Source organism: Lysobacter brunescens (assembly GCF_042677005.1).
Taxonomy (GTDB): domain Bacteria; phylum Pseudomonadota; class Gammaproteobacteria; order Xanthomonadales; family Xanthomonadaceae; genus Lysobacter_I; species Lysobacter_I brunescens.
Genome location: NZ_JBHTIF010000004.1, coordinates 12,354 through 33,998, shown reverse-complemented (window position 1 = coordinate 33,998; position 21,645 = coordinate 12,354). Strand labels below are relative to the sequence as shown.

Here is a 21,645-nt window from a genome sequence, read left to right as displayed (position 1 = left end):
GATCACGCCATGCAGATGCCCATTGAAGACCTATCCAACAAGATCCTGTCGAAGCAGATCGACAAGCAGGACGCCCTGCGCCTGTTCCAGTCGCTGGACAAGGCGTCGCAGGCGCAGGTGCTTGCCATCGTCCGTCGAGCGGAAGCGAGCGGCGGCAAGGGCGCGGTGCGCCCGCTGAAGGCCCTCGACCAGCGCGACCTCACCGAAGAGCATCGCGCCTGGATCGCCGCCCTGGTCGAGAAATACGACCGTTTCGTGCCGAAGTCCAAGGCCAATGTCCTGGAGCACCAGGTCCACTTCGTCGACCAGCGTCGCGCCTTCCACCTGATCAAGGATCTGAAGAAGCTGCACTTCCAGATCACCTATACCCAGGCCGAAGGCGCCTACGTCCACGACGTCGACGGCAACCGTTACATCGACATCTCGGGCGACATGGGCGTGAACCTGTTCGGGCACCGTGCGCCGTTCCTGATCGACGCCGTCAAGCACAGTCTCGACCAGGGCATCCCGCTGGTCGGCTATTCCGACATGATCTTCCGCGCATGCAAGCTGTTCTGCGAGATCACCGGGCACGAACGCGCACTGTTCACGCAGTCGGGCACCGAAGCGGTGATGTTCGCGGTGCGCATCGCGCGTGCGGCGACCGGCCGCAAGAAGATCGTGCTCTTCGACGGCAGCTATCACGGCCTCTCGGATGCCGTGGCGGCGACCAAGGACCTGGCCGGCAACAGCTTCCCGCTCGCACCGGGCATCCTGCAGGAATTCGCCGACCAGATCATCGTGCTGGACTATGGCGACATGGCGTCGCTGGACACGATCGAACAGCTCGCCGGCGAGATCGCGACCGTCCTGGTCGAGCCGGTGCAGTCGCGCCATCCGTACCGCAAGCCCGTGGAGTTCCTCAAGGCGCTCCGCCAGCTGACGATCGAGAAGAACATCCCGCTGATCTTCGACGAGATGATCACCGGCTTCCGCGTCTGCCCGCAGGGCGCGCAGGGCCGCTTCGGCATCCAGGCCGACATGGCCACCTACGGCAAGATCCCCGGCGGCGGCCTGCCCACGGGCGTCATTGCCGGCGCGGCGAAGTACATGGACCTGATCGACGGCGGCACCTGGCGTTTCGACGACGACAGCATGCCCAGTTCGAAGCGCACGGGCATGGCCGGCACCCATTCGCAGAACCCGCTGAAGATCGCCGCCGCCCTGGCCGTTCTCGGGGAGATCAGGAATCGCTGCGGCGAGGCCGTGCAGTCCTGCGACAACTGCACCTGCTTCCAGCGCAGCCTCAACGAGAAGACCACGCGACTGGCCGACACGCTCAATGCGTTCTTCGCCGAAGAGCGACTGCCCGTGGTGATCGACACCTTCGGCTCGCTCTTCCGCTTCCGTTTCGTCGACAGCTACTGGGGCGTGACCGAGGCGTTGTTCTTCATCCTGCTGCGCATGGAAGGCGTGGAGACCAATATCCAAGGCAACTGCTTCCTCACCACGGCCCACACCGACGACGACATCGAAGCGGTGATCGCCGGCGTGAAGACCAGCATGTCGACGCTGAAGCAGAGCGGATTCTTCCGGGAACCCGCCGAGGAGCCGGTGCAGGACAGCGAGGCGCTGGCCGACGCCACGGCATTCGTGCCTGCCCAGTCCGGCCGGACGTCGTCGCGCAACGAAATCGAGCGCCTGAGAGCGCTGCTCGCCGCCGACCTCGCGTTGGCAGAAGAATCGGGGGATGTGAGATGAGCGCTGTCGCAGAACCGGCACTGGTGGACACCATCGCGAAGACGGTCGCCTCCACCCTGAAGATCCCTGTCGACCGACTCGATGTCGACGCCGACTTCGACTCGTTCGGCATGGATTCGATCATCGCGATCGAGCTGATGACGAACCTCAGCAAGCAGCTCAAGATATCGATCACCCCGGCACAGCTCACCGCGGTCAACTCGATCAGCGAGCTGGCCGGCGCCATCTCCGGCTCGATGACCGAGGCGCCGGCCGCGCCGTTGCCCAAGGTCCCGCCGAGCGTCGCCGCACCGGCGTCGCCTCCCCCTGCGGCCAGGTCATCGGCGGCGCCCGTGGAACCACGCGCCGTGCCGAGGCGTCGTGCAGAGCTTCAGCCGGAGCCGCGAAACGATGGGGCAGGGGGGCTCGCCCGCATGCTCGCATTCGTGCGCGAGGAATACGGCCTGGACCTGCGTGGAGAGCGTTTCGCCTCCAGGCAGGCGTTGATCGATCATCTTCTCGAACAGCACGCTGATGTGCTTTCGCATTACTACGGCCTGTCCGCAGACGAGCGCGCCACCGAACCGGCCGAAGTGCAGACGCATGCGGAGCCGGCTGGAAACAGCGACATCGCGGTTGTCGGCATGGCCTGCACGTTCGCGAATGCGAGGACGCCGGAAGCACTGTGGCAGAACCTCATCGAACATCGCCCCTCGATCATGCCCTTGAAGCGAAGTCGCTGGGGCGGTGCGAATGCATTTGCCGAAACGCGCTGGGGCGCCCGGATCGAGGATGTCGACCGCTTCGACCCGCAGTTTTTCGGCCTGAGCGAAGAGGAAGCACGCTTGTGCGACCCGCAGGAACGCCTGGTGACGCAGGCGCTTTTCCACGCACTGCAGAATGCCGGCCTGCGTGCGGACAAGCTGCGAGGCACGCGTACCGGACTGTTCATCGGTTACGAGTATGCGGAATACGAGCATCACCTGCGTCGCAACCTGCACCGCATCCCGAGCGCCCCGGCGCTCAGTTCGTCGAGCCCCATCTACTACCTCGCCAACCGCATTTCGTTCCTCTACGACTTCAAGGGACCGAGCGAAGTGGTCAACGCCAGCTGCGCCTCGTCCGGCCTCGCGATCCATCGCGCCTGCCAGTCGCTTGCGCTGGGCGAGTGCGACGTGGCCATCTGCGGCGGCGTTTCGCTGAACCTCTTCGAAGGCGACTTCGCGGCGATCGCCCGTTACGGGCTGCTGTCGCCGGACGGCACCTGCGCCGTGTTCGACGATGCCGCCAACGGCTTCACGCGAGGGGAGGGCGTCGGCCTGCTTGTGCTGACGCGCCTGGACGATGCCGAGCGCGACAATCGCCGCATCTATGCCAAGGTCGTCGCCACCCATCAGAACAACCGCGGGCGTGCCAGCTTCATCTCCGAGATCAAGCACGAAGCGATCACCCAGGTGATCGCCGAGTGCTACAGCAAGCACGACATCGCGCCGGACTCGGTCCGCTACATCGAGGTCGACGGCTACGCGACGAAGTGGGGCGATTCCTTCGAGTTCGAAGGCATCAAGAATGCGTTCGGCGCGTCGGTCACGGGCGAGAAATCCTGCGCGCTGGGCAGCATCAAGGGCAACATCGGCCATCTCGAACCGGCCAGCGGCGTGGCCAGCGCGATCAAGGTCGCCCTGTCGCTGCACCACAAGCAGTTCCCCGCCACGATCACCAAGAAACGGCTCAACAGCTTCATCGACATCGAATCGAAGACGCATCCGCTCTACATCGCGGACGAGCCGCTGCCGTTCGAGAGGCTGCGCCGCGGCGACGAAGCGATCCGCGCGGGCGTCAATTCCTTCTCGGACAGCGGCGTGAACGTCCACCTGGTCTTCGAGGAATATCGCACCGATCACGTCGTCGAGCGCACGGAGCACAGCGGCCGGCAGCTGTTCGTTTTCTCCGGACGCACCCGCGATTCCCTGCAGGAATCCCTGACGCTCGTGCGCGAGACGCTCCAGGACGCCCTCGAGTTCTATTCCAGCCGCATGCGCATCCAGGAACCCTCGCCGGCACTGGAAGACATGGCCTACACGCTGCAGATGGCGACCGTACCGATGGAACACCGGCTCGCCATCGTGGCCTCCAGCCACAAGGAGCTGATCGAAGCCCTGGGCCGCGCAGGCAAGCTCCTGGCCGCCGGCAAGCCTGTGGACGGCAACGGTCCGATCTTCATCGGCGGCCCGCAGGAGCGCGACAACGCCCGCGTCTTCGACGTGATCAAGTCGCAGATCGGAGACGAGAAGCTGCTCGACAACCTGCGCGGAGGCATGCTGAAGGAGATCGCGCTGCTCTGGGTGGGCGGCATCGACATGCCCTGGGAGCGTCACTGGCGCGACGTGGTGCAGACGCGCCGCAGCAACGGGCAAGCCGTGCCGCAGCTGGTCGACATGCCGCTGTATCCGTTCGCCCGGAACCGCTACTGGCTGGATTTCGACGACGGCGATGCGCCGCGCGTGGAGATCCCCACCGTCGCAAGGCCGCAGAAATCAAAGAGCGAGCAGGATGGCGACTCCGCGCCCAGGCTCACCCGCGAACTGCGTTTCGTCCACACCCTCGGCGAAGGCGAGCAGTCGCAGGCGCTCGAAGCGGAAGACAAGATCGTGCGCTTCCTCGCGCAGGAGACCGCGCGACTGCTCAAGATGCCGAGCGCGGACTTCGATATCGGCCAGAGCTTCCTCGATCTCGGCTTCGACTCTGTCGGAATGGCCTCGCTGCTCAATGATCTCATCACCTTGATCGGCGAGAACATCTCGCCGAGCGTCGTGTTCAATTACCCCGACATCGAACAGCTCGGTCGCTACATCGCCGAGAACCATCGCGACAAGATCGATCGCATCCATGTCGTCTCCACTTCCGGTACCGGTGGTTCGGCCGCTGCGCCCCCATCGCCATCACTCGAAAAGCCGAAGAAGGCGTCCGCCCCCAAGACCGACCTCGAGACCTGGTTTGTCAACCGCGACACGGTCTCGAAAGAGCTGCTCGTGCCCATGCAGACCAATGCCTCGGGCACACCGGTCTTCGCCGTCGCCGGTTCGGACGGCAGCGTGCTGTCGCTGCAGACCTTGAGCCGTGCCATGGCCGGGGTACGTCCGATGTTCGGTTTCCAGGGCGTCGGCCTCGACGGCAAGCGCGAACCGCTCGATTCGATCGTCGCGATGGCCGAAGCCAACATCGGCGCCCTTTCCGGATTGCGGGACTGCAACAACCTGAACCTGCTCGGATATTCCAATGGCGCGGTGGTAGCGTTCGAGATGGTGCATCAGCTGCAGAAGAAGAAGATCAACGTCGAGCGCCTGGTGCTGGTGGACTGCCGTTGCCCGACGACATCGCCCTTGCGCAGCGTCACCGATGAAATCGCCGATGCCATCGTCAGCCTGATCAATTCGCTCGGTGGCAAGTGGCAGCTCGATGCCGCCGCTTTCCGCGAAGTTCCCGACGACCAGCGCCCCGAGTATCTTTTCGAACTCGTCCGACGCAACGGCTTCTGGATCTCCAGGGATCACTTCATGATCGCCTATCGGCTTTCGCTCGCCAGCGAGAAGGCCTGTCGCAGCTATCGCCCGAAGAAGCTGCCGAAGCACTGCGAAACCGTGGTGATCCGTGCGACGCGAAGCAGCGCCGATCAGCCGCAGGCGATGGGATGGGACAAGTTCCTCGTCAAGCCTCCCGTATGCATCGATGTCGATGGCGATCATTTGTCGGTGGTCGGCGCGGAGGGCAGTTCAGTGATAGCGAGGATCTTCCAATGAACCGATGGCCAGCGCGGCCGTGGTGCCCGCCATGCCGGCATCCCAACATCGCATCGCCCTTGAACCAACCTTTCTTCGCAGGCGAATCGAACCTCCGCAAGACAGTCACCATGACCAAAAGGAAGTGCATTCATGTCCGTTAGAGAGCGAGTCGTAAGCAGATTGTCACAGCACTTCGAGAGCGTTCCGGACGCACTGCGCAAGAGACGCCTGCTGTTCGGCATCGTGTTTCTTGCCTTGGTCGCCGGCGCCATCCTGGGCATGGGCAAGCTGCGCATGGACATGACCATCGAGGGCTGGTTCCACAAGGAAGATCCGACACTGGTCGCGTTCCACCGTTACCATGAACAGTTCGGCAGCGAGGATGGCGTCTACATCATCTACAAGCCCAAGGATGGCGACGTCTTCTCGACGACATCCCTGCAGGCGCTCATCGGCGTCCAGAACGACCTGATCAACTTCCGGAAGAATCTCAAGGAAGGCGAGGAATCAGCCCTGAAGCACATCGTCAACGTCAAGACGCTGGCGAATGCTTCGGTCCTGACGGTCGACGGCGACGTGCTGTCGGCGAGGGCGCTCGTGGGCGATACGGCGCCCACCTCGCCGGAAGCGATCGCCGAGATCAGGGCGATCGCCGAAGCGGAAAAGCAGCTGCCGCTGCAGTTCTTCTCGCGCGACCACAAGTACGGCGGCATTCACATCGAAACCGATTTCGGCGCGATCCCCGTCGATGCGGAGGAGGTCACCGAGGATACGGTTCTGTCGCTCGATGAGGTCGAAACGACCGAAGATGACAAGCCTGTCGAGTTCAAGCCGACCGATCAGGCCGACTACCTGAAGCTGTTCGAGGAAATCAAGAAGATCCTCGCAAAGCCCGAGTACGCGAAGCACCTGGACTATTACGCCGTCGGCAACACCGCAGCCGCCGAGCATGACGTGAAGATGACCGAAGAGATGGGCATGCTCTATCTGGCTGCCTTCGCGATCATCATGCTGCTGCTGTGGTTCCTGTTCCGTTCCGTGTCCGCTGTGGCGTGGTCGATGCTGATCGTCATCCTGACCACGGTCTTCACGCTCGGCGTCACCGGCTGGCTCGGGCTTACCGTGACCGGCTTCCTGATCCTGACCATCTTCCTGATCCTGACCGTCGGCGTGGCTGATTCGGTGCATACCCTGACCAGCTACACTCGTTTGCGCACGTCCGGCATCGACCATTCGACCGCGCTGCGCCGCACCTACAAGTTCACCGGCGTCGCGCTGCTCCTGACCGGCATCACGAACATGACCGGCACGATGGCGCTGAATATCACCCCGGTCGTTCCGATCCAGAACTTCGCGATCATGTCGACCCTCGGCATCCTGTTCGCGTTGCTCCTGACCTTCTACCTGCTGCCGATGCTGATCGACATCTGGCCGACGGTATCGAAGAAGAAGGTGGTCGTCGTCACGACAGAGAACAAACGGTTCCTGGATGTGCTGCCGTCCCTGAAGTCGGCCCTGGAGAAGGTCGTTCCCCTCGTGGAGAAGCGTCCGGTCGCATTCATCATTCCCTTCGTCTTGCTGCTCATCGTCTCGATCTATGGCGCGAGCCAGGTGAAGATCAACTCGCAGATCCTCGACCAGTATCCGGAGGACTCGACCTTCACGAAGAGTGTCCAGGTCGCCGACGAGCACATGATGGGCGCCTACACCATGGTGCTCTACCTCGATTTCAAGGAAGACTTCGCACTGCAGGACCCGGCCGTGCTGAAGGCGATGGAAGCGCTGCAGGAGAAATTCAAGACCAAGTACGAGAAGTACGTGGTGACGACCCATTCCATCGTCGATGTGGCAAAGGATGCCAACCGGAAGCTCAACGGCAATGCGCCAGAGTACGAACGCATTCCCGATACGCGCGAAATGCTCACGCAGACGCTGTACATGTTCAACAACGCGAACCCGAGCGAGCGCCAGCGCCTGGTCGACGACAGCTATCGCAAGGCCAACATCAAGATCTCGCTGCACAGCTACGGATCTTACGAGTATTCCGAGGTGTTCAAGCAGATGCGCGCAGACATCGACGAGATGATGGTGCAGCTGAAGGCGGAGTATCCAAAGACCGAGGTTTCCATCACCGGCATCTTCGCGCTGGCGATGCAGGCGGCCCAGTACATCACCGAGAACCAGGCCACCACTTTCGGCATCGCCCTCGTGGCGGTGAGCATCATCCTGCTGCTGGTGTTCGGGTCGATCAAGGTCGGATTGATCGCGCTGCTTCCCAACCTGATCCCTGCGCTGCTGACCCTTGGTGTGCTCGGGATTACCGGAGTCCCGCTTGATTTCTTCACGATGATGCTGGCGCCGATCATCATCGGCATCTCGATCGACGACACCGTGCATTTCATGTCCACTTACCAGATGCAGCTCGAAGAAGACGGAGACGTCAATGCCGCGCTTCGGCGGACCATGGCCGAAGCAGGTCCCGGTGTGGTGTTCACCTCGCTGATCCTCGGCCTGGGTTTCGGCATCATGGCGGTCGCCTCCGCAGCAGGCACGTCCAACATGGGCAAATTCGGTGCGCTGGCTATTTTCGTGGGCATGCTCAACGACCTGTTCCTGTTGCCGGCCCTGTTGCTGAAATTCAAACCGAAGTTCAATAAGGAGAACGTTGCATGAGAAGCGCCTACGGCATTTTCCTCGCCATGCTGTTCATGGCCGCCCCGAGCGTATCGCTCGCCCAGGACGCACGGGAGATCATGGTCAAGGTGGATGATGTGCTGAATCGCACGTATCGTTCATCCGTGCGCCAGATGGAGTTCTCCACATGCCGCTACAAGTTGTCGAATGGCAAGCTGACCTGCGCCGAGAAGCCACGCAACATCCGCTTCGAAGTCTTCAGTACGCACAAGCCGATCGCACAAGGCGGGGTCGACCACAAGTCGCTCGACGTGATCGTCGATCCCGTGAGCGAGAAGGGCACCACGATGCTGTCGTGGATCTACGCCGATGAAGACAAGACGTTCGATATCTGGGTGTACCTGCCCGTGTTGAACAAGGTCAAGCGCCTGGTCGCCGTTTCCGATGGCAACGAAGCCGCCGCGATGTTCGGCTCGGAGGTGTCGACCGAAGACTCTTCCGACGACAGGAAGGTCAAGGACTACACGTACAAGCTCCTCGGGCAGGAAACCTATCGCGGACGGCCGGTCTGGAAGATCGAGATGATCCCGACCGAGAAGCGCCGCAAGCGTTCCTACTACAGTCGCATCGTCACCTATATCGACAAGGAGCGCTTCAACGTGCTCAAGGATGAGCTGTACGATCCCACCGGTCGTTTGTACAAGGAATGGTCCGTCATCGAGGTCAAGCAATTCGGCAGGATGTGGGTGCCGATGAGGGCTTCGATGAACAACCTGCTCAAGCGCCGCATCACGCTCGTCAAGACGAATGCGGCTGCGTTCGACGTCGAGATCGACGAGGAATTCCACACGCAGCGCTCGCTGACCGACTTCGCGTATCGAGAGCGTCAAATGCAGCTCTACCGCAGGTCCCTGAACCAGGGCAAGGGCGCCACGCCGCAGGCACCGGCCAAGCCATGAGCATGTCCGCGGAAGTCGAAACCTACGATTGCATCGTGGTCGGCTCGGGAACCGCCGGCGCTACCATCGCGCGCGAACTCACTGCGCGCGGCCAGAAGGTCTTGGTCCTTGAGCGGGGCGAGTATGTCCCGCTCAAGGAGACGCTCTGGACCCTCGGGACGATGTTCAATGAAATCACGGTGGCGCACAAGCTCAAGGACACCATGGTGTACGCCGCTGGCGGCTCGAGCGCGCTGTATCTGGCGGTGATGGACGAGCCCCCGATGGAGGCTTATCGGGCATTGGGAATCGATCTGCAGCCCGCCTACGATGCAATCCGTCCCCAGATCCCGCTCGCCGAGTTGCCCGACGCGCTGATCAGCCCGCAGGCGCACAAGGTGCGGGAGGCCGCGATCGCGCTCGGTTACGACTGGAAGAAGAAGCTGATGCTGATCGACCAGTCGAAGTGCAGCGGCGCCTACTCCTACGAGGCCAAGTGGAAGGCGCTGACCTTTCTGGACGAGGCCGTCCGTCAGGGCGCGGTTCTCAAGTGCGAGACCCTCGTGGAGCGGGTATTGATCGAGAATGGACGTGCGGTCGGCGTGGAGTGCCGGATCCGGGAAGGCACCTTCGGCAGCCGTACGGTCCGGTTCCGGGCAGGGCGGGTCGTTGTCTGCGCGGGATCGCTGGCGACGCCGCTACTGCTGCGCGCCAGCGGACTGCAGCACGTCGCTGCCGGCGGCTACTACATCGACCCTCTGTTCACGGTGTTCGGACGTGTCCGTGGTCTTCGCGGCCTCGACAGTTTCACCGGCACGATGGAGACCACGCTCGAAGAGGGTCTTGTCCTGAGGGACTCGAACTTCCACAAGCTGCCGTTCCGCATGTTCATGCTGAGATACCTGCAGATCTCGCGGATGTTCGCGTATCACGAGCACATCGGAGTCACGGTGATGGCGCACGACGAAGTCGGCGGCGGACTGTCCCCCGATGGGTGCTATCACAAGACGCTCGACGCCCCGGTATTCGAAAAGCTCGCGCGCGGCGAAAAGGCGGCCCGCGCGATCCTCGAACGTGCGGGTGCCCGAGACATCTACAAGATGCCGATATTCACCGGCGGCGTGCTCGGCACGCTGCGCATCGGCAGCGATGTCGACACCAGGCTCGAAACCAGCGTGCGTGACCTGCATGTCTGCGACGGCTCTCTGATCCCCGAGAACGGACGGGTTGCGCCGACGCTCACGCTGCTTTGCCTGGCGAAGTATCTCGCCGACATCTTCACCCAGACCCGGAACACGCCTGCTGAAGCTGGAACGGTCGCGGCCTGATCGCCGCTCCAGCGAACGGCGTCGATATGCCATCACTCAATCCACAAGGACAGGAAAACAGCATGAACGAAGTGTCGAACAGCACAACCACGGACAAGGTTGCCGCGCCCCGGAAGGTCAAGGATCCGCTTTGGAAGCGGCTCTACTTCGCATTCAGCCTCGTCGTGATGGCAGCGCTCGTCGCGCATTTCGCATGGGCTGCCTCCGGGTCGGGGGAATGGGAGCTGGCCAAGGACGAGGATGGCATCAAGGTCTACACCATGAAGGCTCCCGGCGACGTGATGCTGAAGCTGCGGACAGTGATGGAAGGCGACTACACGCTGAGCCAGCTGGTCTCGCAGCACGTCGTCATCGGCGACACCCTGCCTGTTTGCAAGCAGTGGATCCCCGGATGCGTGGGTTTCAAGCGCATCATGGACTTCACGCCTGAGCGAGGCTACGACCGGGATCTATGGCGCGTGGAAGTGCCCGGGCCGTTCGCCGATCGCGAACTGCTGATCTCGACGATATTCCACCAGGACAAGGCGACCAAGGCGGTCACGCTCGATGTGGTGGGCATGCCGAACAGCTTGCCGCACACGCCGGGCGTGGTGCGATTGGAGCGGATCCACAACCAATGGACCTATACACCCAAGCCGAACGGCAAGGTCGAAGTCGCGCTGATCCAGGACGTCGGTTTCGCTGAAGTCGGCTTCGTTCCGTACCCCTTGCTGAACCTCAGCCTCGTCGACGACAGCCACAAGTTCTTCGCGACGACGTTGCGCACGACCTTGCTGGAAGACAAGTATGTCAACGCCAAGGTCGACCTGGTTGACCTCGAGGACATCCGCTGAGCGGTTCGTTTCAGCGCTGCGAGATGTGTGCCTCACCTCCGGACGGCATGTCCGGGGGTGGGGGATAGAGACCCGAATCGAGCGAATGCAGTGTTCGCCGCCAGCGCATTCGCGCCATTGGCCGGCCAGTCTCCCGCAGACGCAAGCCAGCACTGCCATGATCACCGTGCTTCGAGCACCCGCGCATACCGCGCTGCATTCCGCACTCTTTCCGTAGATCACGGCAATCCAATGTTGGCTGGCATCGTGTGGTCGTTGAGGCACTGATGGCGTCAACATTGGGCGATTGGCCTCCAAGACCAGACCAGACTAGAGGCTCAGTGACAGGGAACGGCCGAGGGCTGTCGCCGGCGAGTCTCAAGCGTGAACGCATGCGCGTCGCGCGATCCGGATCGGTCGAACAGATCGCGGCCCGCAAATCGCACGGCCATGTTGTGATGGCGCGCAGTACAGGTTCGGTCAGGCAGACCTGGACTTGTGGCAAGGACAGGTTTCGTCCAAAGCGAATCGAATGCGCTGGAAGATCGAGGTGATGGCCTGGAAACGGCGCTGTCGATCGAACTGCCCGCCGCGCGACATCAAGCATTCGATGCGTTTTTCACGCTTTCAGGCCTGGTGAGCAGGGGAGGGGGGCAGCGCTCCCGCTGGTGTTGCCCGACTGGTCCATGCCACTTTCGACCAGTCGGGCGCATCGCCAGTGTTTAGACGCTGATCGGGATATCCGTCGCGGCGCGCATGTTCATGCGGCCATTCCAGAGCACCGGACCTGACAACGCCAGTTTGGGGAACCTGTTGACCAGACGGCTGACCGCAACCCGGCCTTCCATTCGGGCGAGCGCGGACCCGAGGCAGTGATGTATGCCGACGCTGAACGAGACTTGATGGCGGGCATCTTCGCGGTCGATCCGCAGCACGTCGGTGTCTGGGCCGAACATGCGCTCGTCCCGGTTGGCCGAGCCGAGGAGGGCGATCACCAACGCGCCGGGCGGAATCTCCTTGCCGCCGATCGTGTACGGGCCGCGGGTAATCCGGCGGGTCTGGTGTGTCGGGCTGTCGTAGCGGAGGAATTCCTCGACGGCGTTGTTGATGAGTTCGGGCTTCGCCCGGAGCAGCGCATGCTGATCGGGATGGCGCAGCAGCGCAGTCACACCGTTGCCGAGCAGGCTGACGGTCGAATGGTGGCCCGCCATGTAGAGCAGCAGAAGCTGCGCCACAAGTTCGTCCTCAGTGTGGAAGTCGCCGTTATTCGCTGCATGGATGAGTCCGGTCAGCAGGTCCTCTGCCGGATTCTTCTGCTTCCATGCGATGGCCTCACGCATCATTTCGCACAGTTCGATGTTGGCCCGGACAATCGTCGCCATCGCTTCGGGATCTCCGACCGGCTCCAGCGCAAGGACCATCGTTTCGGTCAACTCGAGCAGCCGGGTGGTATCAGCTGTCTCCGGCATGCCGAGCATCTTGTTGATCACCGCGAACGGGAGCGGGAACGCCAGCGCGTCGATCAGATTCGCCGAACCTGCATCGGCGATGCGGTCCAGCGCCTGGTCGACCAGTTCGGTGACCATGGGCTCAAGCGCTGCGATCGCGCGTGGCGAGAACACCTTGCCAACCGATGCCCGAAGCCGGGTGTGGTCCGGCGGGTCGCTGTCCATCATGGTCACGAGCTTGATGGGCGAGTTGAGGACAATTTCCTCATACTGTTGGCGCATCGGACCATCGGCGATGTTCTCTTCCGACGCGGACAATTCCGGATCGCGCAGCATTGCGGAGACGTCGGCATACCGGGATACGAACCAGACGCCCATCGGGTGCTCCTGCACCGGGTGGAGATCGCGCATCTCGCGGTAATGCTCGTACGGGCTTTCGTCGAACCCCGGCGTGAACGGGTTGAAAATTCCCGGAGGCATCATCATTTCCGGGCTCATCTCTGCTTCCGGGGTCGTTTCGCTCATCGTCTGGTTCCCTTCATTCATGGTTTCGTTCCGTTCGTTTAGGTCGTTTTGCAGCTCACACACGAGACATGCTCTGAAACATCGACCACGGCATCGCCGCAGTCTGGGCGGTTGAAGCGAATTCGCAAGTCAATGGATGTCTGCGCCGAAGGCCAACGACAAGCTGGAAGCCTGCGCTGCACGGCTTTCGCACGTTGCGCGCGAAGCGTGCTTGCTGTCGGCGACACCAGGCGCGTTCGAGCAGATGGCTACACGGTGACCGGGACGTCCGCCGCGCCGCGCAGATTCATGCGGCCATTCCAGCGAACTGGACCGGACAGTGCCATTTTCGGAAATCTGGCCACCAGTCGGTTGAATGCCACCCGGCCTTCCAGCCGCGCGAGCGCGGAGCCAAGGCAGTAGTGCACGCCAGCGCTGAAGGACAGGTGCTGGCGTGCCAGTTCGCGATCGATCCGCAGCACGTCGGTGTCTGGACCGAACATGCGCTCATCCCGATTGGCCGATCCGATGCATCCGATGATCATGGTACCGACCGGGATCTCGATGCCGCCGATGTTGTACGGGGTGAGGGTGATTCGGCGGGTCTGGTGAATGGGGCTGTCGTAGCGGAGGAACTCCTCGATTGCGTTGCCGACGAGGTCCGGGTTCGATCGCAGCAGCGCAAGCTGATCGGGGTGCCGCAGCAGCGCGGCCATACCGTTGCCGATCAGGTTGACGGTCGTGTGGTGGCCTGCCATGTAGAGCAGCAGGATCTGGGCCACCAGTTCGTCGTCGGAGAGCAGGTCACCGTTTTCCTCCGCCTGGATAAGGCCTGTCATCAGGTCATCGGCGGGGTTGTTCCGTTTCCACGTGATGATCTCCTTGACCATGCCGCACAGCTCGACCTCGCACTGGGCGATCGCCTTCATCACCTCTGGATCGGTGACGGGTTCCAGCGACATGATCAAGGTCTCGACCAATTCGCGAAGCCGCGTGGGGTCGCTGTCGGGCATACCGAGCATCTTTCCGATCACCGCAAACGGCAATGGGAAGGCGAATGCATCGATCAGGTTGGCCGAGCCGGCATCCGCGATGCGATCCAGGGAATCGTCGACCAGTTTGGTCACCATCGACTCCAGCCCGGCGATCGCACGCGCAGTGAACACCTTGCCGACCAGGGCACGCAGACGCGTGTGATCCGGCGGGTCGCTGTCGATCATCGACGTCAGCTTGACTTCCTGGTCTGCGATCAGGTGCTGGTACTGCTCGCGCATCGGGCCGTCGGCGAGGTTGCGATCCGCGACGGACAAGCGGTTGTCGCGCAGGATCGCGGACACATCGGCGTGTCGTGTCACGAACCAGAACCCCATCGGGTGTTCCTGCACCGGATCCGTATTACGCAGATCTCGGTAATGATCATATGGATTCTCGTCGAATCCAGGCAGGAAAGGGTTGAACAGTCCCCGGGGCATCCCGGTCTCCAGCGGCGCTCCGATCTCCTGGCTCGTCGCGGGTTCCTGGATTGTTTCGGTCATGTCGGATTCCCTCCGTTCTTGTCCATGGTCTAGTTCCGTTAGTTGCCATCAGCGCATTCAGCGCATCCTTTCGAGGATATTCCATAGGAAACGCATGTCAACCGCGTGGCAGCACAGGTGCGCCTGCATCCGCAAGCAGTCGGACGGGCGGTGACCTGTCTTGATCCTTGATGCCGTTCTACCGTGCTTTTTGTCCGGCAGGAATCGCGTTTCGCCGGTGGTGCAGGGTTAGACTGTTCAATGTGGCATACGCGCTCAGGACTGTGTCCTGGACTGAGTGCAGTGGATGGATCCATATCGCCCGCAGCCCTGAATCTTCGATTTTTTTCGCAGTTTCGATCGCTACACGGGATGTGCTTGCCGCAGATATTCCAGCATGGAGGCCATGTCTATGTTCAAACCCATATTCGCCTTGCTGTGCGTGCTGACACTTCCCGTGGCAGCCGAGGATGGCGTGATCCACAAATGTGTGGACGCAGCGAAGCGCGTGACATTCCAGAATTCGCCATGCCCGCCAGGGCATGTGACGCAATCGACGCGGAGCTACAGCGATCCGGGCTTCAATCCGTACCTGGCCGACAAAGTCGAACGCGATCGCAGGGCCGTGGAAGAACGTCGGGCCCGCAGCCGACGCAGTGATGGCGATTACTCCTTCGGCTGGCCGGACGCCAACCGATCCGGCTCTGGTCCATCTGCCTGCCAGATCGCACGAAGCCAACGCGACGCGTTCCGGCAGTCCGCAGGATTGAACACTACCTACAACCAGCGCCGGTATTACGACGAGCGCGTCTACGAGGCATGCAAGGGGACGGGCGGGATTAGGTAAGGTCGGTGGAAAGAGGTCGGTCGAGCTGCAGACCTTAAAGTGCATTTAGCGTATTTCGCATAATGCATATCCGGCGCGGCCATTCAGGTCCGTCGATGCCTGCACGCGAGAGGCGAGCGGAATCAACATCAGCACAAGCGCGGCCGCACTTGCAAGACGGCGCCACACGGCCTTTTCTTCTCGCGAAATCGCTCGCGCCTCGCCAACAGTGCCAAGTACACGAGCAAGCGGAATCTCCGTGATTTCAGCTATTTTTGCGCACGCCACAGTGTCCGGATAATTCCTCCCGCACTTCCAATTGCTGACGCTTGCACGCGTCACACCCAACCGCTTTGCAAGCTCTGAATCGTTCGTGCACGAGCTGCGTTCCTTCGCCAGTTCCACGAGTTCTCGAACGTCCATTGCTTAGCCCCTCTTGACGGCCTTCGTTTAGCCGCACTATACATCCGCCCACGCTTAGAGCCTCTAAGCGTAGGCCACCCGGCGCCGGGCGGGGGCCGTCGCGGTCCCCCGCTTCCCTCGGGACCTCCGTACCGCGATCCCGCCCGGCTTTCATGGACAGGGGCAGGGCATGGGCGCGGTAGATCACATCCTCATTCTCGGGATCAGCGAAACAGGGCCGACGATCTGGACCGTCGCGGTCGCCTTGACCAGTGGCGCCATTGTTTGGGCGTCCATGCGGGGGCGGAACGATGACCGCTAAGCCGGCTTTCCTCGACGGCATCTGCACGGTCTACGACTGCTTGCCGCAATACCTGCAGGGCGGATGCCTGCTCATTGCCGTGATCTGCGCGCTGATCTTCTTCTTCAACCGCAATCGGTGGTTCCGATGATCGCCGACCTGTTCGCCGTGTTGTTCTTCGGCGGCTGGACTGTCGGCTTCTGCTGGCTGGTCTTCCGCGTTGATCGCGCCTACCGCGCCGGCCTCGCGTTCCGCCAGGACACGCTACTCCTGTCCTCGGTCCCCCATGCACGACTGCAGCGCGACATGTTCGCAGGGCAGGGCGGCAATGGCTGATGTTGACGTTGCGGCTTATGACCTTCTGTCGCACCTCGGCCGCCAGTGTGAGGCCGCCATGCGCGTCGAATGGCACGCCCGTGACTGCGGCGACCTCATGACCGCCGCCATCGGCTCGGAAGCGGCAGAGAGCGCGTCTGCGCTCGCCTTCGAGATTGCCGAGGTGCTCTGTGGCTGACGGCGCCGCTACCGGACTCCCCGCGTCTAACAGGGGAGTCAGTGGGTTCAGGGAAGACGATCAGCCCTTCCGGGTCCTGCTCGATTGGTTCTCGGCATCGGTTGACCTTCCTGCGGTTCTGCGTGAGACCGGATGGGACCGATCGATGAAGGACACGCTTGACACGCTTGACGCCACAGGCTCGAACGCCTGCGCGCTGGCATCCGTCCTGTGTGCGTTCTTCTTCGGCGGATCAGGTATCCAGCCACACGACGAAGTACGCGCCGGCCGCTTCTACGCGTGGCGCGTGAGCCTACGCAACGGGGCAGGGGAGCACGTCGGCTTGATCGAAATGGGCGGGCCTCACACCGTCCGCAAAGATGGCGTCTACACCGCACGCCTTGAACTCACGGGCGATGGCTGCCGACTGTACGAGGGCGCTGCGGGCTCTGGCCATGCGAAGCGGTGGCTAGAGCTTCGGGCGAAGCTCGAAAGCAGCGCCGGGAGAATCACCCGCGTGGACGTTGCCGCAGATGACTTGCACGGCTTCCATCCGATCACCTGGGCGATCTGCAGACATCAGGCAGGCGAGTTCGATAACCGGGGCCAAACACCCAAGGCCCAGCATATCGACGACTTCGGCAGCGGCGATGGCTCGACCTTCTACATCGGCAGTGTCACGTCCGAAAAGCGCATGCGCGTCTACGAGAAGGGCAAGCAACTGGGCGACCGTGAATCGCCATGGGTGCGCTACGAGGTGCAATTCACCGCGTCGAATCGTAAGGAATTGCCGCTCGACCTTCTCCGCGATCCTGCCAATTACCTGCTTGGTGCGTATCCCGTCCTGCGCTTCCTGCAGGCCATGGCAACGCGCATTGACGTCACCAACGCAGCAGCGGTCGCCACGCTCAAAAGCTGCCGTCGTCACCTCAAGCGCCAGTACGGCGCAACCCTTCATTTCATCGTCAAGCACACGCGCAACGACGCGGAACTTGGCTCCGTCATTCGCTCGCTCACGTCACCGAAGCTTCCCGACTGGGCGTCGAACTCAACCGGCGTTGACTGGCCGGAAATTCACTCACTCATCACGTCACAGGAAATCAACCAATGAACCTCGATCAGATCAAAGTCTCCGTCTTGTCCGCCAACGTCGAAGAGCGCAAAGGCACCTTCACCGATGACAGCGGCAAGGACCGCGAGTTCACCACGCGCAAGCAGAAGGCCAAGCTCGAAGTGGGCGGCTTCGCCTATCCCTTCGATGTCCGTCTGGAAAACGGACAGCAGCCGTACGCACCGGGCGAGTACCTGCTCGACCCCGCCGCGATGCTGACCGTCAACAAAGGCGCGCTGAACTGGGGCCGCTTCCCGGTCCTTCGTTCGCTCGCTGAATCCGCCACGCCGCGCACCCGCGCTGCCTGACAAGGAATCCCCCTATGTGGGTCTACGCCTGCCCTCAATTCGACACACAAGCAATGCAGTGCCCTGCCGGGCAGTGGATCGAGGTTGAAGACCCTGGACAGGCGATGGCCGACATGCTGCCCACTGTGGAAGACGCAAACACGGTGGGTAGTGCTCTCTTCGCTTGCGTCGCAATCCTCGCGATTTATCGCGATCTCCTGTCACCACCCAAAGAGGACTGAAAACCATGAACCGCAAGAACCTGCAGACAGCCATCCGCCGCGCCCGCGACAGTGTGGCCTCGATCGTTTCCACCGCATCCCATCGTTCCGCTGCCGTCACGCTGGGCGGCTCCGCCCTGATCGCTGCCGGCAGCGCCTCCGCCCAGGCTGGTGGCGGTGGTTTCGACGCGGCGACCGTGACAGTGATCATCGCCGCCATGCTCGCGGCGGGCATCCTCATCCACACCGCGTGGGTGGGTGCGCGCTGGGCGCTCAAGGCCTTCGGCATCCTCAAGTAATTGCCGCCGGCAAGCATCTGCCGACCGTGGCCCGCTCCGGCGGGCCATTTTTTCAGGAGAAAACATCATGACCGGCGTCGTCGTTCTCATTGTCTGGATCATGGGTGCCGCAGTGTTCATTAAGGGGGTCTGAAATGAATGCGCGCTCACTCTTCCTCAGCTTCTTCATGCTCGCCCTTGCATTGCTTATCCCTCCTGTCGCATCCGCTCAGTCGTCGAATACATGTGGATCAGCGAACGATGGATGCTCTGAGGGGCGCGCATACAATCAATGCATCGCTGCAGTTGCCTACACCATGACGTTAAGTGTCGGTTCTGTCGTCTACGACAACTGCACTAAGACCGGAACCTTCCAATTCTCATGCGGTGTTCGTCCGAAGGATTCAACCGCGAACATGTGCCGTAACGCGAACGGCGGCAGCCAATCAACCTTCGTCTTCACACGTTCGTGTATCGCGCTTGAGGCGTTGCCACCTGGGCTAATCATCTTCTCCGGCTTCGACAAGTCGGAAATTTGCGCTGGCGGTTGCAAGTTCAAACGAGGCGATGCGCCGTCAGACAATTACGATATCGAAGGCTTCGCTAGCACGATCGGCACCGTCGGCGGCTGGACGCCTACCGGCGCAGTCTGCAAAGACGACGAACCGCCACCGAAACCCGATCAGCAGTGCGTGCCGGCTTCGGCTGGTCAGACGATGTGTGTCAAGCCCAACGGCGAGAAGTGCGCTACTGCGAGCAACGGGAAGACCTTCTGCTGGGGCAAGGGCGACACCGGAGACAAGAAGGACGGCAACCAGTACGGAACCAACGGTGATGGTGCGCCCAAGCCGCCTGCGCCTGATCCGAAGCCTGCCGACAATTCAGACTGGAAACCTCCCACCAACTGCACGACCGTCTCTGAGCGTTCGGGCAATGGCTACACCGGACGTACGCACGTCATTTGCACGGGCACCAGCACGGGCACGCCAAATCCTTCCACATGCAATCCCTCAACTGATTCGAATTGCCGCAGACCATCCGATAACAACACCGGTTGCGACCCAAAGACCGACCCGAAGCAATGCCAGGGCGGCACTGCTTCCGGTGGTCAAGGCTGTGACTCACCGCCATCGTGCAGCGGTGATCCCATCGGCTGCGCAATTCTTGGGCAAGGATGGCGTCAGCGATGTTCGCCTAACGGCAACAAGGCGTCAGGCGGCGAGTGCTTGGCCTCTGGCGCTGTGGCCGAGTTCACCTGCTCAGGCGATGAAATTCTCTGCAAGTCAGCACGCACCGCGCTGGAACAGAAGTGCAGGGCGAGAAAGGCAGACGACGATCTGGCCTCAGATGCAGGAAACGGCATTGATGATGGAGAGGAGCCCGACGGCGTATTCATCGAAGAGGGCGACGGGCCGTCGTTCAATCAGGGCCTCGTCAACGTCGGTGGTGGCACGCTCATTCCACCCATCAGCATCATGGGCCACACGTGGACCCTACCGCCTGAGTTCTACACGCTTTTGTCTGTCATCCGATTGTTCGTCATTGCGATGTGCAGCGTCTACGCTATGAAGGTGGTGTTCTCATGATCGACTTCGACAGCAAACTTTTGGGCGGCGTCGCCCAGGTGATCAATCTCGTCATTCAAGCGAGGGCGGCCGTGTGGGTAGGCAAGATCCTTTCCGCCCTTGGCCTCGGCTTCGTCGCTCAAGAATTCCTCTACGAGCCATTGATTGATCAGGCGATCACATACTGGCATGCGATCCCGGCGCAGTTCGCCGCATGGATTCACGCGCTTGGCATTGACACTGGCGTGTCGATCATTCTTAGCGCGTACGGTATTCAGGGCGTGCAGCGCGTGTTCTTGGCGAGGAGACAGGAGCCATGATCGGTGACACCGCACCTCTATCGATCCTCACCGGGCTGCCCGGTTCCGGAAAGTCGCTGCGCATGGTCCAGCGCATCGCCGATCTCGTCGAAGCCGGGGAGCACGTCTTCGTGTGCAACATCAACGGGATTTCCGTGCCCGGTGTAACGCCTTGGGATGACCCCTCGAAGTGGACCGAACTGCCGGCCGGCGCAATCCTTTTCATAGACGAGGCGCAGCAGTTCTTTCCTGCGCGTCGTTCTGGCGAGCCTGCTGCGCACATCCGCGAATTAAGCAAGGTTCGTCACTACGGCATCCGCATCGTGTTTGCCACGCAACAGCCCGACTTCCTCGACACATACATTCGGGGCCTGATCGGCTTTCATGAACACCTGTACCGCAGCGCAGGCAAGGACGAGACGTTCATTTTCCGCAATCATCAGATCATGGAAAACGTGCGCTTGCCGTTCAAGCGCATCAAGTCCATGTATGACTATGAGAAGTGGGCGTTACCGTCCAAGTATTTCGCGTTCTACACATCCGCCGAGTTGCACAAGATTCGTTATCGGATGCCGTCCATCCTCAAGCGTGCGCTCATCATCGGCCCGATATCGTTGTGTCTCTTCGGTGGCGCCTTGGCATTCGTCGCGACGTATAACCCGTTGGGCGACGAACTGGCGGCGGAAGGCGCCGATGCGGGCTCCGTCCCGCGCGGCGCTTCTGCCGACAGTTCGTCATTACCGGGGAATGATCGCGGCAAGCAAATGAGCACCGAAGAGTATCTGTTGCAGTTCGTGCCACGCGTTCCGTCGCAGCCATGGTCAGCGCCGTTCTATGACGATATCGCTCGCGCCTCGGCGCCGCCTCGCGTCTTCTGCATGATTTCCGGCGGCCACTACGACGGCACATGCAGTTGTCTGACAGAGCAGGGCACCAGGTACGCATTGGGTATTGATCAGTGCCGCGCAGTTGCGCTCAATGGTCAATACGAACCGTATTTGGAGCCCTCGAACGAACCGCCGCAATCCACGGCAAAGCGTGAGGAGGTCGGCACGGCATCGCGACGTGATGAAAAACAGCCGCTCCGGCCGGCCTCGGGCAGAGCCACGCCCTTCGGCGAAATGCACAAGTACGGTGCCCTTGAACTCGCTCCGGGAACCAAATACTGAAAGGAAGATTTTGT

General features: G+C 61.7%; 19 protein-coding genes. 16 read left to right on the top strand and 3 right to left on the bottom strand.

Features of this window, described 5'->3' with window-relative positions; translation table 11 throughout:
- The first annotated feature begins 9 nt into the window (after positions 1 to 9).
- The 6 genes from ACFQ0E_RS15840 (at position 10) to ACFQ0E_RS15815 (ending at position 11,234) form a co-directional block, all read left to right on the top strand.
- Positions 10 to 1,740, top strand: a complete 1,731-nt coding sequence (locus ACFQ0E_RS15840) for an aminotransferase class III-fold pyridoxal phosphate-dependent enzyme (protein WP_386825474.1) — start codon at positions 10 to 12, stop codon at positions 1,738 to 1,740.
- Entirely contained in the window at positions 1,737 to 5,519 is a 3,783-nt protein-coding gene (locus tag ACFQ0E_RS15835) for a beta-ketoacyl synthase N-terminal-like domain-containing protein (RefSeq protein WP_386825473.1), read from the top strand. The genes ACFQ0E_RS15840 and ACFQ0E_RS15835 overlap by 4 nt, the downstream gene beginning before the upstream one ends.
- Before the next feature lie 162 nt (positions 5,520 to 5,681).
- The gene (locus ACFQ0E_RS15830; RefSeq protein ID WP_386825471.1) at positions 5,682 to 8,174 is read left to right on the top strand and encodes an efflux RND transporter permease subunit; all 2,493 of its coding nucleotides are present in this window, start codon (positions 5,682 to 5,684) and stop codon (positions 8,172 to 8,174) included.
- A 26-nt stretch (positions 8,175 to 8,200) separates the two neighbouring features.
- A complete protein-coding gene (locus ACFQ0E_RS15825) occupies positions 8,201 to 9,094 on the top strand; it encodes an outer membrane lipoprotein-sorting protein (protein WP_386825470.1) in 894 nt (297 codons plus the stop codon).
- Complete coding sequence (locus ACFQ0E_RS15820; protein WP_386825468.1) at positions 9,091 to 10,401, top strand: FAD-dependent oxidoreductase; 1,311 nt, start codon at positions 9,091 to 9,093, stop codon at positions 10,399 to 10,401. The genes ACFQ0E_RS15825 and ACFQ0E_RS15820 overlap by 4 nt, the downstream gene beginning before the upstream one ends.
- Positions 10,402 to 10,463: 62 nt before the next feature.
- Positions 10,464 to 11,234, top strand: a complete 771-nt coding sequence (locus tag ACFQ0E_RS15815; protein WP_386825466.1) for a hypothetical protein — start codon at positions 10,464 to 10,466, stop codon at positions 11,232 to 11,234.
- A 701-nt stretch (positions 11,235 to 11,935) separates the two neighbouring features.
- On the opposite strand, the gene ACFQ0E_RS15810 is transcribed toward ACFQ0E_RS15815, so the two are convergent.
- A complete protein-coding gene (locus ACFQ0E_RS15810; RefSeq protein ID WP_386825464.1) occupies positions 11,936 to 13,186 on the bottom strand; it encodes a cytochrome P450 in 1,251 nt (416 codons plus the stop codon).
- Positions 13,187 to 13,434: 248 nt separating this feature from the next.
- On the bottom strand, positions 13,435 to 14,700 hold the full coding sequence (locus ACFQ0E_RS15805) for a cytochrome P450 (protein ID WP_386825462.1): 1,266 nt from the start codon (positions 14,698 to 14,700) through the stop codon (positions 13,435 to 13,437).
- A 385-nt stretch (positions 14,701 to 15,085) separates the two neighbouring features.
- Between ACFQ0E_RS15805 and ACFQ0E_RS15800 the strand changes: the two genes are divergently transcribed.
- On the top strand, positions 15,086 to 15,526 hold the full coding sequence (locus tag ACFQ0E_RS15800) for a DUF4124 domain-containing protein (RefSeq protein ID WP_386825460.1): 441 nt from the start codon (positions 15,086 to 15,088) through the stop codon (positions 15,524 to 15,526).
- Positions 15,527 to 15,571: 45 nt separating this feature from the next.
- Here the strand turns inward: ACFQ0E_RS15800 and ACFQ0E_RS15795 are convergent, their stop codons facing one another.
- A complete protein-coding gene (locus tag ACFQ0E_RS15795; RefSeq protein ID WP_386825458.1) occupies positions 15,572 to 15,928 on the bottom strand; it encodes a DUF3693 domain-containing protein in 357 nt (118 codons plus the stop codon).
- Between the two features lie 290 nt (positions 15,929 to 16,218).
- Between ACFQ0E_RS15795 and ACFQ0E_RS15790 the strand changes: the two genes are divergently transcribed.
- The 9 genes from ACFQ0E_RS15790 (at position 16,219) to ACFQ0E_RS15750 (ending at position 21,631) form a co-directional block, all read left to right on the top strand.
- A complete protein-coding gene (locus tag ACFQ0E_RS15790; protein WP_386825456.1) occupies positions 16,219 to 16,359 on the top strand; it encodes a hypothetical protein in 141 nt (46 codons plus the stop codon).
- Entirely contained in the window at positions 16,356 to 16,544 is a 189-nt protein-coding gene (locus ACFQ0E_RS15785; protein ID WP_386825454.1) for a hypothetical protein, read from the top strand. Before ACFQ0E_RS15790 ends, ACFQ0E_RS15785 begins: the two co-directional genes overlap by 4 nt.
- The gene (locus tag ACFQ0E_RS15780) at positions 16,537 to 16,722 is read left to right on the top strand and encodes a hypothetical protein (protein ID WP_386825452.1); all 186 of its coding nucleotides are present in this window, start codon (positions 16,537 to 16,539) and stop codon (positions 16,720 to 16,722) included. Before ACFQ0E_RS15785 ends, ACFQ0E_RS15780 begins: the two co-directional genes overlap by 8 nt.
- Positions 16,715 to 17,812, top strand: coding sequence for a replication initiation factor domain-containing protein (locus ACFQ0E_RS15775; RefSeq protein ID WP_386825450.1), 1,098 nt, complete (start codon positions 16,715 to 16,717; stop codon positions 17,810 to 17,812). Before ACFQ0E_RS15780 ends, ACFQ0E_RS15775 begins: the two co-directional genes overlap by 8 nt.
- Positions 17,809 to 18,120, top strand: coding sequence for a single-stranded DNA-binding protein (locus ACFQ0E_RS15770; RefSeq protein ID WP_386825448.1), 312 nt, complete (start codon positions 17,809 to 17,811; stop codon positions 18,118 to 18,120). Before ACFQ0E_RS15775 ends, ACFQ0E_RS15770 begins: the two co-directional genes overlap by 4 nt.
- A 226-nt stretch (positions 18,121 to 18,346) precedes the next feature.
- Positions 18,347 to 18,619, top strand: coding sequence for a hypothetical protein (locus ACFQ0E_RS15765; RefSeq protein WP_386825446.1), 273 nt, complete (start codon positions 18,347 to 18,349; stop codon positions 18,617 to 18,619).
- Between the two features lie 134 nt (positions 18,620 to 18,753).
- On the top strand, positions 18,754 to 20,184 hold the full coding sequence (locus tag ACFQ0E_RS15760) for a hypothetical protein (RefSeq protein WP_386825444.1): 1,431 nt from the start codon (positions 18,754 to 18,756) through the stop codon (positions 20,182 to 20,184).
- On the top strand, positions 20,181 to 20,483 hold the full coding sequence (locus tag ACFQ0E_RS15755) for a DUF2523 family protein (protein ID WP_386825442.1): 303 nt from the start codon (positions 20,181 to 20,183) through the stop codon (positions 20,481 to 20,483). Before ACFQ0E_RS15760 ends, ACFQ0E_RS15755 begins: the two co-directional genes overlap by 4 nt.
- The gene (locus ACFQ0E_RS15750; protein ID WP_386825440.1) at positions 20,480 to 21,631 is read left to right on the top strand and encodes a zonular occludens toxin domain-containing protein; all 1,152 of its coding nucleotides are present in this window, start codon (positions 20,480 to 20,482) and stop codon (positions 21,629 to 21,631) included. Before ACFQ0E_RS15755 ends, ACFQ0E_RS15750 begins: the two co-directional genes overlap by 4 nt.
- Positions 21,632 to 21,645: the final 14 nt, after the last annotated feature.

Coding starts and splice junctions, on each gene's coding strand:
- ACFQ0E_RS15800 (WP_386825460.1), top strand. CDS start 15,086: ATGTCTATGTTCAAACCCATATTCGCCTTGCTGTGCGTGCTGACACTT.
- ACFQ0E_RS15785 (WP_386825454.1), top strand. CDS start 16,356: ATGATCGCCGACCTGTTCGCCGTGTTGTTCTTCGGCGGCTGGACTGTC.
- ACFQ0E_RS15825 (WP_386825470.1), top strand. CDS start 8,201: ATGCTGTTCATGGCCGCCCCGAGCGTATCGCTCGCCCAGGACGCACGG.
- ACFQ0E_RS15760 (WP_386825444.1), top strand. CDS start 18,754: ATGAATGCGCGCTCACTCTTCCTCAGCTTCTTCATGCTCGCCCTTGCA.
- ACFQ0E_RS15810 (WP_386825464.1), bottom strand. CDS start 13,186: ATGAGCGAAACGACCCCGGAAGCAGAGATGAGCCCGGAAATGATGATG.
- ACFQ0E_RS15750 (WP_386825440.1), top strand. CDS start 20,480: ATGATCGGTGACACCGCACCTCTATCGATCCTCACCGGGCTGCCCGGT.
- ACFQ0E_RS15765 (WP_386825446.1), top strand. CDS start 18,347: ATGAACCGCAAGAACCTGCAGACAGCCATCCGCCGCGCCCGCGACAGT.
- ACFQ0E_RS15755 (WP_386825442.1), top strand. CDS start 20,181: ATGATCGACTTCGACAGCAAACTTTTGGGCGGCGTCGCCCAGGTGATC.
- ACFQ0E_RS15805 (WP_386825462.1), bottom strand. CDS start 14,700: ATGACCGAAACAATCCAGGAACCCGCGACGAGCCAGGAGATCGGAGCG.
- ACFQ0E_RS15835 (WP_386825473.1), top strand. CDS start 1,737: ATGAGCGCTGTCGCAGAACCGGCACTGGTGGACACCATCGCGAAGACG.
- ACFQ0E_RS15780 (WP_386825452.1), top strand. CDS start 16,537: ATGGCTGATGTTGACGTTGCGGCTTATGACCTTCTGTCGCACCTCGGC.
- ACFQ0E_RS15770 (WP_386825448.1), top strand. CDS start 17,809: ATGAACCTCGATCAGATCAAAGTCTCCGTCTTGTCCGCCAACGTCGAA.
- ACFQ0E_RS15790 (WP_386825456.1), top strand. CDS start 16,219: ATGACCGCTAAGCCGGCTTTCCTCGACGGCATCTGCACGGTCTACGAC.
- ACFQ0E_RS15815 (WP_386825466.1), top strand. CDS start 10,464: ATGAACGAAGTGTCGAACAGCACAACCACGGACAAGGTTGCCGCGCCC.
- ACFQ0E_RS15840 (WP_386825474.1), top strand. CDS start 10: ATGCAGATGCCCATTGAAGACCTATCCAACAAGATCCTGTCGAAGCAG.
- ACFQ0E_RS15820 (WP_386825468.1), top strand. CDS start 9,091: ATGAGCATGTCCGCGGAAGTCGAAACCTACGATTGCATCGTGGTCGGC.
- ACFQ0E_RS15795 (WP_386825458.1), bottom strand. CDS start 15,928: ATGGACGTTCGAGAACTCGTGGAACTGGCGAAGGAACGCAGCTCGTGC.